Source organism: Gordonia sp. SID5947, from assembly GCF_009862785.1.
Lineage (GTDB): Bacteria > Actinomycetota > Actinomycetes > Mycobacteriales > Mycobacteriaceae > Gordonia.
Genome location: NZ_WWHU01000001.1, coordinates 2,191,475 through 2,206,360, shown reverse-complemented (window position 1 = coordinate 2,206,360; position 14,886 = coordinate 2,191,475). Strand labels below are relative to the sequence as shown.

Below are 14,886 nucleotides of genomic sequence, written 5' to 3'. Positions count from 1 at the left end.
TTTGCGATTGGCATTCGGTTCGGGTGCCGCCCGGCCAGGTAGCTCAGTTGGTACGAGCGTCCGCCTGAAAAGCGGAAGGTCGTCGGTTCGATCCCGACTCTGGCCACCATCCACACCAGAGCAAGCGGTCCTCGTCTCGAGGGCCGCTTTCTGTTGTGGTCGATTCCTCACACCAGCGCCACGAAACGCGCACCCGCGCCTGGTAGCACGATCGAAAACGGCTACGAACCCTCCGAGTTCGCGCTACGCTCCGCCGCATCTGGGTCGACTTCTGCGGGGAGACGGGTTGATGGGGATGCGTGTGCGGTGGGCGCCGGTGATCGTGGTCTCCGGATTGCTCAGCGCGATGGTCGTGCAGGCCATGCAGCTGCCGGTGGCGGCAGGCAATCCGTCTGCGGAACGTACAGAGCGCCGGGTGGTGTCGTCGTCACCGGTGACCGATGTGGTGGCGTCGGTCGTCTCGCTGAAGGTCCCGTTGCCGAAGACCGCGAAGCCACATCCGGCCGCGTGTGACCGCCTGTCATACCTCAGATATCGCTCCGCCGACGGGCCGTCGAAGTCGGTGGATGCCGATCGCGTGCTGGTCGCTCAACCCGGCATCTTCGAAGGGGCGGGCGCGTTCGAGTCGGTGGCGCGCAACACGGTGGCCGCCGCGGCCGCGAAGGGACGGCACATCGAGTTCTGGGCACTCGATCGCCGATCCAACTGCCTCGAGGACCACACCGGAACCCAGGCCGGGCTCGCGGCCGAGGACCTCGACGTCGCGACCGACTACTACTTCCACGGGGCTGCGCTGCGTGGGCGCAGATTCGGCGGCTACGCCGACGGCGCCGCCACCGCATGGCTCGGGGACGTGGGACTCGCACAGACCCTTCGTGACGAATACGACGTACTCCGGCGCGAGTTCCCCGATCAGGCGACGCGGAAGCGGAAAGTGCTGTGCGGCGGGCATTCACTCGGTGGGTTCATCACCGGATACTTCGCGAACTGGGACTTCGACGGCAATCGTGCGACGACCACTGACGCCGGATTCAACCAGTGTTCAGGCTATTTCGCGCTCGACACGGTCATCAAGGCCGGCGGGCCGAATCCGATCCGAGGTCTGGACATACCGGAGATCCCGGCCGGGATCGCGGCGCCCCTGGCGGCCGCCACCGGCGAACTCACCGGCTTCTTTCCGGTACTGCGCCTACCTGCGGTCATCAACCCGGCAACGACCAACCTGCTCGCGATCGCAGGCCTCGCCGCCCGTCTGCGCCCCGACGGCGTCAACGACCTGGTCTCCCGTCTACCCCGGAACGCGAACATCGATGCGACCCTGAGGGTGTTGCTCGCCAAGGATCCGGCGATGGCCGCGACCGGATCGCCGAGTGTCCGCGACTTGTACGCCACCAATGAGGCGGTCGTGGGGGCACTGCTCGACGACAACTCGCAACCCCTCGGATTCCTGCAGGCCAGTGTCGGATTCATCGATCGGGGACCGGTGCAGGACAAGTCGTTCCCGGTGCCCCATGGGGTCGTCACGGCCACGCCGGCGTTGGAGGGGGTGTTCGGCCCCGACCGGAAGGCCGCGCCGTCGGTGTACGGCAACCCGAAGGTCGTGTACACGTGGGCCGACTACGACGAGGTCACTTCGAACGCCTACACCGATCCGTCGCAGGAGGTGACGTCGATCGCGCAGCTGGTGCGGAGCCTGTCCGAGCCGCCGCTCGACTTCACCGAGTGGTACTTCCCCACCGCGATCACGGTCGACCTCGTGCAGGGGACCGCGCCGGCGATCGCGGCACACCACCTCTACCGGGACGGCGTGCGGCGCAACCCCGTACTGACGTTGCAGGGTGGCGGTGGCCTCGGACTCGGTGCGTCGGACAACCCCGCGGACATCCCGGTCAAGCTGCACGGCTACAACCACATCGACGTGCTGACCGCCGCCCAGAAGCAGAACGACGGACGGCCGGAGCAGGTGTCGACCCGGTTGGCGGCGTTCAGCGGCCGGTGATGTCCGCTCGCGTCAGTTGTCCGCGAGGATCAGATCCGCAGCCTTCTCGCCGATCACCACCGACGGGGCGTGGGTGTGGCCGCGGACGATCGTCGGCATCACCGAGGCATCGGCAACACGCAGCCCCGAGACGCCGCGCACCGCGAGCCTCGGCGTGACGACGCTCTCGGGGTCATTGCCCATCCGGCACGTACCGACAGGGTGATACAGCGTGTGCGAGTGGCGATTCAGCACCTCGGCGAGAACGTCGTCGTCGGGGACACGCATGGTGGTGCGTGGCTGGGTGACCACGCCGAGGCGGTCACGCAGCGACGGTGCCCGGGCGATGTCGACCGTGGCCCGCAGCCCCTGCATCATCGCCGTGCGATCCACACCGTCGGAGTCGCTGAGGTACCGGGGGTCGATCATCGGCTTCGCCGTCGGGTCGGCCGAGCGCAACGTCACCGTTCCGGTGCTCGCCGGCTTGACGAGGATGGGCCCCATCGCGACGGCGTGGTGCGGATGCGGGTCGCCGAGGCCCTCGTTGTAGAAGGCGACCGGGGCAAAGATCAGCTCGAGATCCGGAAGGCGGAGGTCATCACGGCTGCGGACGAAGCCATAGGCCTCGCCGACGTTCGAGGTCAGCATGCCGCGACGGCGCAACAGATAGTCGACGAGTTGCCGGGGGCTCTCGGCATCGGAGAGCGACCCGGATTCCACGTCCCAGCCGATCGGGGCGAGGAGATGATCGAGAAGGTTGCGGCCGACGCCGGGATTATGTGCAACCGTGCCGATCCCGTGGTCGGAGAGGTCTGCGCTGTTGCCCACACCGGACAGCATGAGCAGCTGCGGGGTGTTGACCGCGCCGCCGCACAGCACCACCTCGCGTCGTGCGAACACCTGCTCCGTCCGGCCGCCCCGGGTGTATTCGACACCGGCGGCACGGGTGCCGTCGAAGATCACCTTGGTTGCGAGGGCCTCGGTGATGAGCTGCAGGTTCTTGCGCTTGAGCGCGGGACGCAGGTAGGCGTCCGCGGTGCTGAACCGGGAACCCCGGTTCTGGGTCACCATCGTCTGCGAGAAGCCCTTGGGCTCCGGCAGATTCGCTCGCTCGACGGGGTATCCGCACTCGGCGGCGGCGTCGAGGAACGCTCGGGTCAGCGCGCGCGGCGAGCGCTGGTGCGACACATGCAACGGCCCGGTGGTGCCCTCGTCGTTCTCGGTGGCGCCTGCGACGTTCTCGATGGTCCTGAAGTACTCGACGAGGCTGTCGAACGACCACTCGTCGCCCGCGTGGTCGGCCCACTCGTCATAGTCGGCGGCGAAGCCGCGGACCCACATCATGGCGTTCATCGACGACGACCCGCCGAGCGTCTTGCCTCGAGGGTAGAAGACCCGTCGGCCGCCCAGTTCCGGCTGCGGCTCGGTGGAGTAGTCCCAGTCGGATGCGCTGCCGAACAGCTTCGAGAACGCGGCCGGGATGTGGATGAACTTGTCGGTGTCCTTGGTTCCGGCTTCGAGGACCAGGACCTCGTTGCGGGAGTCGGCGCTGAGCCGGTTGGCGACGACGGCACCGGCGGATCCGGTTCCGACGACGACGTAGTCGACGGTGCGGGGTGAGGCGGGCATGGGGGCCTTTCGTGGTCGGGGGATCAGCCGCGCAGCGCGGAGGCGAAGATGGCGGGCAGTCGCATCGGACGCGGGTCCACTGCGAACTCGGCGAGCAGACGTCCCGTGGTGGCTGCGGTCCGATTGGTGACGAACCACGGCGGTTTGGGCGACAGGGACCACTCGCGGTGCAGGATCGACCGCGGGGCGGGCCGGAACGGGCCGCGCACGACGGTGCGTTCGGCATCGGCGAGGAGGAAAGCGTTGTGTACCACGCCGGTTCCCGATTGGATGTCGTCGATCGTGTGGCCCGGGAACGCACCCCAGGTGGCGGCTGCGGTGAGGAAGCCGATCCCGGTCCATGCGTTCACCGCGACGGTCCCGGAGCGCAGATCGGCGATCATCTTCTCGAAGTCGTCGCCGAGGTCGGCGATGGAATCCGGGTGCGCGATCACGTTGATCCCGAGGGTGCCGACGAACCGGTTGTTCGCGGCATCGGTTGCGGCGGTCAGGAACTCGGCTCCGTTTCCAGGGAGCTCGAGCACGCCGAGGACGGGACTGAAGCACTCGGTGCCCAAGAGCTTCTCGTCGCCGTCGAGTGACAGTCCGGTGATCAGCAGCCGTTCGCCGTCGCTGCCGAGCCGTTCGGCATCGGGGTACGCGTCGTGGGCCGCGGCGACACGGTCGTCGCTGCCGGGGTAGTAGGGGACCCGGGCCGGCGCCGATCGGAACGCGTCACGCAGCGCGTCGAGGAAGTCCTGCTTCTGGTCCCAGTCGCCGGGGAGGATCACGACCTGGGCGGCGACACAGTTGTAGCCACCGTTGTGCAGTCGCTGGGTGGCGATGTGCTCGGCCTGGAATCGCAGGTCTGCCGCGCTCCAGGCGCCGGGCACCACGATGGTCGGGGAGACGCCGCCGAGTTCGCTGGTGATGGGCTTGGTCAGCCGGGGCTCGCCGGATGCCTTGCGGCGCGCGGCGTCTGGTCCGGTTCCCCAGACGATCGCATCGTGGGTGGCGGCGCTACCGGTCATGTGGACATGGGCGACCGCGTCGTGTTGGACGAGGTACTCGCCGACCTCTGCACCGCCCGTGAGGATACGGATCGCGCCGACCGAGATGAGCGGTTCGAGCACCTGCTCGAGAACCGGGAGGAGTGAATCGGTGATCGGGTTGAGCTTCAGCGCGACGACGCGGTTGTGGGCGAGGAGCTCGTAGATCACGTCCAGGGGTGCGATCGAGGTGATGTTGCCCGCGCCGAGAACGACCCCGATACCGCCGGTGGCGGCCGGATCGAGCTGCGCGAGGCCGGCGGCGGCTCTGGCCTGTGAGGGATCCACCCCCGGCCGGAGCCAGACGTCGGCGCTGAATCCACTGAGCAGCAACGAGTCGTAGCGCGACGACGGCAGCACCCGCACGGTGGTATGGCCTGCCGCGGTGCCGAACGTGGCGTCGGCGACGGGGCTGCGGCCCACGGCCAGGTCCCGCAGCGATTGTGCGGCGGCACCGAGGCCGCTGGCGAATGCGTACGGACCGGAGATCCATTCCTCGCCGGCGAGCGCCGAGTGTGGTCCCAGGCGCTTGTACGAGGAGGCGGCCGCGACCCACTCAGCGCCGTGCTTGCCGGTCAGCGCCCGGACGCGGTCGAGGAGGTCGGCGCGGTCGGTCAGGGACAGGGCGGCCCAGGCCTTCTCACCTGCGGACAGATCGGCGAGAGCGGCCTCGACCGAGTCGAGGTGGTCGGTTCTGTGCTGCGTGTCGACGCTCATGGGCGTAGATCAACTCCTGTCGTGTGGCCGGGGTCGGGGCATTGCCCGATGTCATGGATTCTTCGCCTCGGAACCATCGGCCCACCATGGGCGGGCGCAAAGTCGGGTCGGCTGTGATCTTGTGCCGTCGCACAATGCCGATATGGTGGCGCTCACGGAGGACCGGTACGATGCGGTGGTGGTCACCTCAACGAGCAGTTCGCCCGCAGCTGCACTCGCCGCCGACTTGCTCGACGACCTTCCCGCGCTCACAGACACCATCGTCGAGCGTCTGCGCTCGGCGGAGGAGACCTATCTCGAGGCGCAGCTGCTGACCCCCGAGCAGTTGCGCGCCACGTGCGCCGACAACCTCAGCTCGGTGCTCGCGGTGCTGGCCGGCACCGGCCGCATCCGCGTCGACGTCGCGCGGGCGACCGGCCGTCTCAAGGCCGAGCAGGCGATTCCGCTCGCCGCGGTTCTCCGCGCCTACCGGCTCGGCGGACAGCTGATCTGGGAGCAGATGCTCAGCCGCGCCCGGGGGATCTCACCGGAAGAACTTCTCGACGTCCCCACTGCGCTCTGGGCAGCGATCGATACGTATTCGGGCGCGGCCGTCGACGGCTACCGCGAGGCCGAGATCCTGCTCAGCCACGCCGATGCCGAGGCGCGAGCGCTCCTCGTGCGGACGGTTTTCGACGATCACTCGGAAAACCCCACGGCGATCATCGATGCCGTGCGCGCGCTCGGCCTACCGGAGCGGGCGAGCTTCGCGGTCGTGTGTGCCGAGGACGCCGAGCCCCGTCCGGCCACCGCGAGTGACACCACGACACGGCTGCACGCGAAAGGCATCGCGTCGGTCTGGGACACCCGGTCCGACGGGTACCTCGGGCTGATCTGCGGCCGCTCCGACACCGATGTCGAGATCGCCGTGGCCGAGGTGGTCTCGGTGTTCGATCAGCGCATCGGGGTCAGCCGCCCGTTCTCGGCACCTGCCGAGATCGCCCGCGCCGTCGACGAGGCTCGTGTGGCGCGGCGCTCGTCGCCCGCCGGAACCGCAGACCTCGTCAGGTATGCAGACCTTTCGCTCGAACTGCTGCTCGTGCGGGTTCCGGATGTGGCCGACGAGGTCGCGGGCCGCACGTTGGGCCAGTTGCTCGAGCTCCCGGTCGACGAGCGCGACGAGATGCTCGCAACGCTCGAGGCATGGTTCGCCTGTGACGGCTCGACCGCGGCAACTGCGGAACGTCTGCACTACCACCGCAACACGGTGCTGTATCGCCTGCGCAAGATTCGCGATCTCACCGGCCGTTCCGTCGACAAGCCCATCGACGCCGCCGAACTGTATCTTGCGCTACGCGCGGTGCGGTTGCGCGGCGATCCGTCGTCCGACGTGCGTCGGTCGGCATAGGGCGGCCGGCAGTCACGGGGTGACTGTGCGCAGGAACAAGCGCAGCCCGATCCGTACTGTGACCGCGACCATCGACGCCCGCCGCGGTGTCCGACAGAGTTGACATATCCGACATCCGAGTCCAGGAGACCGCTGATGACCAACCTTTCCATGAATCTCGTTGCCACGGCGCGCGATCACGGCGACTCTGTCGCACTCCGGTGCGACGCACTCTCGTTGACCTTCGCCGAGTTCGACTCCGCCGCAGCACGAGTCGCGACGTTGTTGGACAGGCAGGGAATCGGACCGGGCGACCGGGTCGGCATCATGCTCGGCAACACGCCGGCTTTCGCGCTGGCGTTCTACGGCATCCTTCGCCGCGGCGCGATCGCGGTCCCGATGAATCCGCTTCTCAAGGCCCGTGAGATCGAGTTCTACCTGACCAACACCGGTGCCACGGCGCTGTTCGCAACGCCGCTGTTCGCAGACGAGGCGCGCGCGGCGGCAGCGGCGGCGGACAGCCATCTCTGGCTGGTCGACGACGCGGGTCTGACCGAACTGGTCGCCGATCTGCCTGAGCAGTCGAGCCCGGTCGAGTGCGACGACGCCGACACCGCGGTGATCCTGCACACCTCGGGCACCACCGGCAAGCCGAAGGGTGCCGAACTCACCCACGGCGGCCTCGCACGCAATGCCGAGGTGACCGCGCGAACGCTGATCGGTATCGAATTCGGCGACGTCGTGATGGGCTGTCTGCCGCTGTTCCACGTCTTCGGGCTGACCTGCGGGATGAACACGTCGGTGTTGGTCGGTGCGACGCTGACGCTGATCCCGCGTTTCGACCCACGGACCGCGGTGCAGGTCATCGAGCGGGATCAGGTCACCGTGTTCCTGGGTGTCCCGACGATGTACGCGGCGATGCTGGGTGTGGCGCAGGAGTTCGAACCGTCGGCCACGGCGAGTCTGCGTACCTGCGCATCGGGCGGCGCGTCGCTGCCGGTCCAGGTACTCGGCGACTTCGAGAAGGCCTTTGGCTGCATGATCCTCGAGGGCTACGGATTGTCGGAGACCTCGCCGGTCGCCTCGTTCAACCATCCCGACCGCGAGCGCAAGGCCGGCTCGATCGGCACACCCATCGAGGGCGTCCGGATGCGCGTCGTCGACAGCGAGGGCAACGAGGTCACCGCTGGTGAGCCCGGCGAGATCCAGATCGCCGGCCACAACATCATGAAGGGCTACTGGAACCTGCCGGACGCCACCGCGGCGGCGATCGACTCGGACGGGTGGTTCTCCTCCGGAGACATCGGCCGGGTCGACGAGGACGGCTACTTCTTCATCGTCGACCGCAAGAAGGACCTGATCATCCGCGGCGGCTACAACGTCTACCCGCGCGAGATCGAGGAGGTGCTCTACGAGCATCCCGCGGTTGCCGAGGTCGCGGTCGTCGGGATTCCGCACGAGTCGCTCGGCGAGGAGATCGGCGCCGCGGTCGCGTTGAAGCGGGATGCGGCCACCGACCCGGCCGAACTCGTCGAGTTCGTGAAGGAACGCGTCGCGGCCTACAAGTACCCGCGCCACATCTGGTTCCTGCCCGAACTCCCCAAGGGGGCCACCGGAAAGATCCTGCGCCGTGAGATCGACGTGCCTGCGGTCGGCGGTGCCCGCGGATGAGCCGGTAGCGGAGGACCTGCTCGCGACGGCCGATTGATCGAATCTCGGTGGTTCGGCGGGCAGCGTGGCCATACTTTGACCATGGCCGAATCGCACCGTTCGCGTGCCAGCGCGGTGGTGATCCGAAGTGTCTACGGCACCACGTCGGTCGAATGGTTCCTGATCTTCGCGATCGGCACCATCCTGGTGACACGGCTCTACCTCCAGGTGACCGGCTATCCGCAAGTAGGTGGCGGCACGCTGCACATCGCACATGCGCTGTGGGGTGGGGCGCTCATGATGCTCGCCCTGGTCACCGGCTGGCTCTTCCTCGGACCGGCGACCCGCATCATCGCTATCGTCATGGGCGGCATCGGATTCGGCCTGTTCCTCGACGAGGTCGGCAAGTTCGTGACCAAGGACAACGACTACTTCTACGGTCCGTCCGCCGAGATCATGTACGTCCTTGTCGTCCTGATCCTCCTGATCGGCCGCATCGTCCGTGACGTCAAGCGGCCTTCCGAGGCGGAGGCGCTGGCGAACGCGGCCGCGATCATCGCCGACGGGGTCGCCCATGGACTGCCACCCCGCAGGCGTGAGCAGGCCGAGGACTTCCTGACACTCGCGGGCGACCGGGGTGCCGATCCGGAGATGCTCGGTCACCTGCGGGCGCTGCTCGAGGCCGGCTCCGAATCACCCGATCGCCTGATGCGTCTGCGCGACCGCGCCGCAGCGCTGATCCCCGGGTTCGTCCGCAGCCCGAGGTGGGTCACGTTCTTCGGGTGGATGCTGGCGATCAGCTCGGTGGGCACCGTGATCGTCGGCGGCCTCAGCTTCTATTTCGACGGAACGCGTCGCGGCGATGTCGAGATCTACCTCGAACTCAGTCGCAACGCGACGGCGACGTGGATCCTTCTGGTCAGCGGCGTGGTGACGATGATGTTGTCACTGCCCGCCATGATCGCCCGCCGGCGGACCGCTGGAGTGTGGCCGCTGCGCTCACTGCGTATCGCCGCCCTTGTGTTCACGCTGTCGAACGCCCTGGTCGACTTCGCGCTGGACGGATTCGGCGCATTGTTCAACCTCGCGATCGGTCTGTGCGCGCTCGCAGTGATGACCTACCACCTCGGTCGACAGGTGACCACGTCGACGGTGCCGGGCGACGAACTGCGGGTGTGACCCGGATCAGCGCGTCAACTGGAGTCGCCTCCAGGTCAACATGGTGGCCACGACGGCGGCCAGCGCGATCGGCACCACGAGCGCGAGCTGCACGACGCTCACCTCGCGACCGTCCGAGATCGCCCACAGCGCGGGTGCCGCGATCGTGAACCATCCACCCGCGCCCCCGATCGTCGCGACCTGCGCGGCGATCACCAGTCCGATCGAGCCGACGACACCGACGAGGACCGAGCGTCCGAGGGTGGCCAGCCACGCGACGGGGATCGCGCCGATCGCCGACAGGACGCCGAGAGCGAACTGACGTCCGAGCCCCGTCACCGTCTCGGCGGACGGTGCGCCCAGCCCGAGGGCCAGACCGCCGAGGAGGAGGGTCGCGACGATCAACGAGCTGGCCACCACAGCCCAGACGAGATAGACGATCAGTTTCGCGGACGCGATCACCGAACGTGAGACGGGAAGCGCGAAGAGCCCGGTGATGGTGCCGTCGACGAACTCGCGGCCGAACATCCAGCCCAGCACCACCCCGAAGCCGAGCAGGCCGCCGGCCCCGGTCACCTGGGCCGCCCCCGACAGCAGGCCGTCCCAGCTCCGTTCGCCCGCCTCCCCGAGTTTGTCGAGCATCTGGGGATCGCCGCTGCGGGCGGCCAGGGGCATGGCGCAGCTCAGCATCGCGATCCCACACCCCAACAGCGCGGTCGCGGCACGGCCCACCGGGGAGTACGCGAACTTGACTCTCTCCGCGTAGATCGCCTCCCTCATCGGTGTCTCCGCTCGTCGTCGGCCCGCACTTGCTCGAAGAACACCCGTTCCAATTCGTCGGCCCCGGGGTCGAGTCCGCCGATCAGTCGGCCGTCGTTGAGTACCTCGATCCGATCGGCGATCCGGGCCACCTCGTCGAGGTGGTGGCTGCTGACGAGAACCGCCGACCCGTTCGCGGCCCGGCAGCGCAGGGCATCCCGCAGCGTGATGACACCGGACGGATCGAGGGAGTTGGTGGGTTCGTCGAGGACGATCACGGTCGGATCGTGTTGCAGGGCCGATGCCAGCCCGAGACGCTGACGGTTACCCAGCGACAGCTTCCGGGTTCGTTTGTCGGCGTACGGGCCCAGGGCGAACTCGGCCATCACCCGGTCCACGACGTCCACCGGCGCCCGGTGCAGCCGCGCGGACAACACCAGGTTCTGCCGCGCGGTCAGTTCGCCATAGGCCAGGGGGTACTCCACCAGATGCCCAACCGTTCGCCACGCCGCCGACGGCACGTGGCCGATCGGGACGCCGCCGAGCTCCACCGTGCCCGCGTCCGGGCTCAGCATGCCCAGCAGCACCCGCATGAGCGTGGTCTTACCTGCTCCGTTCAGACCGACGAGGGCGACGATCTCGCCCGCCGAGAGATTCAGGGAGATCCGGCGGACACCGGTGCCGTCGGCGAACTGCCGGGTCACGCCGCGTAGCGCGACCCGTGGTGTGGTCATCGCTCACCCTCCAGGATCCGGAGCGCGCGCTCGATCGCGGTGTCGAGTGCGGTCGAGTCGTCCTGGGCCCAGGCCATCAGGGCCGCGGTCAGTGCGGCGACGGCAGCGGCCGCAGCGATCTCGGCATCGGGGGCCGCGGCGCCGCGAGCGCGCAGGGCCCCTCCGATCGAGGCTGCGGTGGCCGCGGTGCTCTGGGTCATCGCGCCGCGCAACCGCGGTGACTGTGCGACCACCCCCAGGCGGTCTCGCACGACGTCGAGGTCGGCCGTCTCGACGGCGCCCCACGCGGACCGCACACCAGCCGCGACGGCGGCCAATGCCGGCAGATGCGCGGGTTGGCCGACCACCGCATCCGCGATCACCGGGTCGAACGGGTCGTCGAGGAGGACGCTTTCCTTGGTGGGGAAGTTGCGATAGAAGGTCATCTCGGTGACCCCGGCGGCTTCCGCGATCCGACCCACGCTGACGTTCTCGAACCCTTCGGCGGCGCAGAGATCGAGGGCCGCGCGCACCAGTCGCTCGCGAGTGCGCTGGGCTTTGCCATGACTGGCCATGATCAAAATGTTAGACTCTAACAATTCGGTGGGCAAGGGTGTGGTCGGCGATCGTGCAGAGATCGGTCCGTGGTCAACTGGAAAATGTGAACACCCTTGACCGCGCCGCTGTGGCCGCGCGGATGTCCGGTTTCCGGCGGCAGTCGGCCGAGGTTCCCGATGCCCGGGCCGCCGCGGTGGCCATCACCATTGCCGAGCGCGACGGTCACCATGGGATCTGGCTGACCAAACGGCCTGCGACGATGCGGCGTCACGCTGCTCAGTACGCGTTGCCCGGCGGACGCCTCGATCCGGGCGAGGACCCGCCCACCGCCGCGTTGCGTGAGCTCCACGAGGAGATCGGCGTCGAACTGCCGGCCGACAGCGTGCTGGGCTTGCTCGATGACTATCCGACCCGGTCCGGCTTTGTCATCACGCCGGTCGTCTGCTGGTCAGACGATTCGCACACCCCAGACCCCAACCCGGACGAGGTCGCCGAGCTGTTCTTCGTCACCTTCGAGGAGTTGATGGTGGAGCCGAGGTTCCTGACCATCCCCGAATCTGACCGCCCGGTGATCCAGCTCCCGATCGTCGGTGCCCTCGTCCACGCCCCGACGGCAGCAGTCATCTACCAGTTCGCCGAGGTCGTCCTCCGCGGGCGGGCCACTCGGGTCGACGGCTTCGAACAGCCGGTTTTCGCGTGGCGATGATCTTTTCCAGAAAATCCCGTAAACCCGGGAATGAAATCGGACCGCGGTCCGTTTGAAGCTGTGATGGGTCGAGAAGGCCCACTCTCACAGACCGAACAACGAACACCGCCCATCTGGAGGATTTGTCACCATGACCACAGCCGTCACCGCCCCGATCGCCACCGGAACCTGGACGATCGACGCGTCGCACTCCGCCGTCGCCTTCTCCGTCAAGCACCTCATGGTCAGCAAGGTTCGCGGAAACTTCGAGACCTTCTCCGGCACCATCACCATCGCCGAGGACGGGACCCCGTCCGTGCAGGCCGAGATCGACGTCACCTCCATCACCACCGGCAACGAGCAGCGTGATGGGCACATCAAGTCTGCCGACTTCTTCGACGCGGAGAAGTTCCCGAAGGCCACCTTCGTCTCCACCGGTGTCGCGCCCAAGGGCGACGACTACGTCCTCACCGGCGACTTCACCCTCAAGGGCGTGACGAAGTCTGTCGAGCTCGAGCTCGAGTTCAACGGTGTGAGCCCGGGCATGGGCTACGGCCCGGTCGCCGGCTTCGAGGCGAAGACCGTGCTGAACCGCAAGGACTTCGGTATCGACATCGAGATGCCGCTCGAGGGCGGCGGCGTCGTCGTCGGCGACAAGGTCACCATCACCCTCGAGATCGAGGCGGGCCAGCCGGCCTGATCCCGGCTGTCTGATCCCGGAGCCGGGGACACGCCCCCGGTCCGACGTCTGACGGGAGTCGACCCCGCGCCATCTGAGCGCGGCGTCGACTCCCGTTTTCGTGGTCGCCGCCACCATTGCGTTCGGTAGGGTGGCACTACGCCGCTGGGCAGGGAGGTGGCCGTATGGTGCGACCACACGGCCCCTGGTCCGACACCGTCGGGTCGTGGGGCGGAGTCCATGCGCCCTCTTTGTGGTGGGGCCGCATCAGTGCACCCATCGCGCAGCACTGGTCGAGCCTGACCGCGACCGAACGCGCACGGATGGCTCGATGGGCCACAGCGGCGGCCGCTCTCACGATCAGCATCGCGAACTGTGTCGTGGGCGCCGAGACCTTCCTCCTCGTGCAACTCGCGTTCAACGGCGGCCAACTCAATTTCGACACCACGCTCGGCGCCCCCAACTTTCCCGCCGTCGTCATCGCGATCGTGATCGGGCTGCTCATCAACGTGGTTCTCGGCCTCTCGATGTTCCGGCCGCAACTCCGGTGGTTCGTCAGCGGGCGTCCAGCCGACCGGGCCCGGCGTCGCGCCGTGCAGCGCATCCCGGGCCACCAGGTGATCGCCACCCTGATCGCGTGGTCGGCTGCAGTGCTCTCCTACGTCCTCACCGCCAACGAGCTCACCGAGAAGACGGTCGTGGGCGTCGCGGTGGCATTCATGCTGGCGGGTTTCTCGAGTTCCTGTATCACCTACATGTTCGCCGAGCGTGCCGCACGGCCGTTGTCGGTCGTCGCGCTGCGCGCGGCGCCGGCCCAGCACGTGATGCATGGTGTCCGGACGAGGATGATCGCGGTGTGGGCGGTGAGCTCGGCGGTCCCGATGCTCGGCCTGCTCATCATCAATATCGGGCGATGGACCGGCATGCTCCCGCCGGCCGCCGGACCCGTCGACTGGGCCACCGTGGTACTCGCGATCGTCGGTCTCGCGTCCGGCGCCCGCGTCATGGTGTTGATCGGGCGGGCCATCGCCGATCCGCTCATCGATCTGCGTCGAGCCGTGGAACGGGTCGAGCGAGGTGATCTCTCGGCCCACGTCGCGGTCTACGACTCGTCCGAACTCGGCGTCCTGCAACACGGTTTCAACGAGATGGTGGAGGGCCTCGACGAACGCGAACGCATGCGCGAACTCTTCGCGCGCCACGTAGGGGACACCGTCGCCGAACTCGCGCTCGAACGCGGCGTCGGCATGCACGGCACCAATGCTCTGGCGGGCGTCCTGTTCGTCGACATCGTGGGGTCGACGTCGATTGCGGCTCAGCAGGATCCGCAGGCCACGGTGAAACTGCTGAACAGCTTCTTCACCATCGTCGCCGATGTGGTCGACAGTCATTCGGGCTTCGTCAACAAGTTCGAGGGTGACGCCGCGCTTGCGGTGTTCGGTGTGCCGGTCGTCATCGACGACCCGGCCGCCGCGGCGCTGGCGGCCGCGCGGGACCTGGCGGTGCGGCTCGAAGAACTCCCGGTCCGGTGGGGGATCGGGGTGTCGTACGGGATGTCGTTCGCAGGCAACGTCGGTGCGGAACAGCGTTACGAGTACACCGTCATCGGCGACCCGGTGAACGAGTGCGCCCGGCTGTCCGAACTCGCCAAGACGTCCGCCGTCCCCGTTCTCGCGGGCGATGCGGCCGTCGCCGCAGCAGGCGACGAAGCGCAGGAATGGAGTTCGGTGGGTACCCGGACGCTGCGCGGTCGGCCACGGCCGACGGAGGTCTTCGCCCCGGCCGCGATGGTCGTCGAACCGGCGACGCCGACGCTCGGGGGATGCTGTCCGGCCTGCTGCGTCCCGCTCGCCGTGTGGGGGCGGCCGGGATGATGCACCTGCCGTTCGGATTCCTCGATCGTTGACGGCCATCGGCCGGATCAATAGCGTGGACCGCATCATTCGATGAACAGGGGGTCGCGAGC

Annotated in this window: 11 protein-coding genes, 1 tRNA gene and 1 pseudogene; 8 read left to right on the top strand and 5 right to left on the bottom strand. The window is 68.0% G+C overall.

The annotated features are described in order from the left end of the window. Positions 1-32: 32 nt before the first annotated feature. A tRNA-Phe gene (locus GTV32_RS10215) sits at positions 33-109 on the top strand. A 180-nt stretch (positions 110-289) separates the two neighbouring features. Continuing rightward, positions 290-1,999, top strand: coding sequence for a hypothetical protein (locus GTV32_RS10210; protein ID WP_202421733.1), 1,710 nt, complete (start codon positions 290-292; stop codon positions 1,997-1,999). 12 nt (positions 2,000-2,011) lie between these two features. Here GTV32_RS10210 and GTV32_RS10205 read toward each other — a convergent pair whose 3' ends face one another. Next, entirely contained in the window at positions 2,012-3,607 is a 1,596-nt protein-coding gene (locus tag GTV32_RS10205) for a GMC family oxidoreductase N-terminal domain-containing protein (protein WP_161060235.1), read from the bottom strand. Positions 3,608-3,630: 23 nt separating this feature from the next. Continuing rightward, the gene (locus GTV32_RS10200; RefSeq protein ID WP_161060234.1) at positions 3,631-5,352 is read right to left on the bottom strand and encodes an aldehyde dehydrogenase family protein; all 1,722 of its coding nucleotides are present in this window, start codon (positions 5,350-5,352) and stop codon (positions 3,631-3,633) included. A 142-nt stretch (positions 5,353-5,494) separates the two neighbouring features. Between GTV32_RS10200 and GTV32_RS10195 the strand changes: the two genes are divergently transcribed. The 3 genes from GTV32_RS10195 (at position 5,495) to GTV32_RS10185 (ending at position 9,547) form a co-directional block, all read left to right on the top strand. After that, positions 5,495-6,739 carry a PucR family transcriptional regulator gene (locus tag GTV32_RS10195; protein WP_161060233.1) on the top strand — a complete coding sequence of 415 codons (1,245 nt, stop codon included), beginning with the start codon at positions 5,495-5,497 and terminating at the stop codon, positions 6,737-6,739. A 135-nt stretch (positions 6,740-6,874) separates the two neighbouring features. Beyond that, positions 6,875-8,389, top strand: coding sequence for a long-chain fatty acid--CoA ligase (locus GTV32_RS10190; RefSeq protein ID WP_161060232.1), 1,515 nt, complete (start codon positions 6,875-6,877; stop codon positions 8,387-8,389). A gap of 114 nt (positions 8,390-8,503) precedes the next feature. Further along, positions 8,504-9,547 carry a hypothetical protein gene (locus tag GTV32_RS10185; protein ID WP_161062441.1) on the top strand — a complete coding sequence of 348 codons (1,044 nt, stop codon included), beginning with the start codon at positions 8,504-8,506 and terminating at the stop codon, positions 9,545-9,547. A gap of 6 nt (positions 9,548-9,553) precedes the next feature. On the opposite strand, the gene GTV32_RS10180 is transcribed toward GTV32_RS10185, so the two are convergent. From GTV32_RS10180 to GTV32_RS10170, 3 genes are read right to left on the bottom strand one after another with little or no spacing between them, the layout of a single operon-like run. Continuing rightward, complete coding sequence (locus tag GTV32_RS10180; RefSeq protein WP_161060231.1) at positions 9,554-10,306, bottom strand: ABC transporter permease; 753 nt, start codon at positions 10,304-10,306, stop codon at positions 9,554-9,556. Further along, positions 10,303-11,019, bottom strand: coding sequence for an ABC transporter ATP-binding protein (locus GTV32_RS10175; protein ID WP_161060230.1), 717 nt, complete (start codon positions 11,017-11,019; stop codon positions 10,303-10,305). Before GTV32_RS10175 ends, GTV32_RS10180 begins: the two co-directional genes overlap by 4 nt. Then, complete coding sequence (locus tag GTV32_RS10170) at positions 11,016-11,573, bottom strand: helix-turn-helix domain-containing protein (RefSeq protein WP_161060229.1); 558 nt, start codon at positions 11,571-11,573, stop codon at positions 11,016-11,018. The genes GTV32_RS10175 and GTV32_RS10170 overlap by 4 nt, the downstream gene beginning before the upstream one ends. 86 nt (positions 11,574-11,659) lie before the next feature. Between GTV32_RS10170 and GTV32_RS10165 the strand changes: the two genes are divergently transcribed. The 3 genes and pseudogenes from GTV32_RS10165 (at position 11,660) to GTV32_RS10155 (ending at position 14,826) form a co-directional block, all read left to right on the top strand. Further along, a complete protein-coding gene (locus GTV32_RS10165; RefSeq protein WP_161060228.1) occupies positions 11,660-12,262 on the top strand; it encodes a CoA pyrophosphatase in 603 nt (200 codons plus the stop codon). Positions 12,263-12,392: 130 nt separating this feature from the next. Continuing rightward, positions 12,393-12,941 (top strand): YceI family protein, encoded by a 549-nt coding sequence (locus tag GTV32_RS10160; RefSeq protein WP_161060227.1) that lies wholly within the window; start codon positions 12,393-12,395, stop codon positions 12,939-12,941. A 302-nt stretch (positions 12,942-13,243) separates the two neighbouring features. After that, positions 13,244-14,826 (top strand): annotated as a pseudogene (locus GTV32_RS10155) (adenylate/guanylate cyclase domain-containing protein). Positions 14,827-14,886 lie beyond the last annotated feature (60 nt).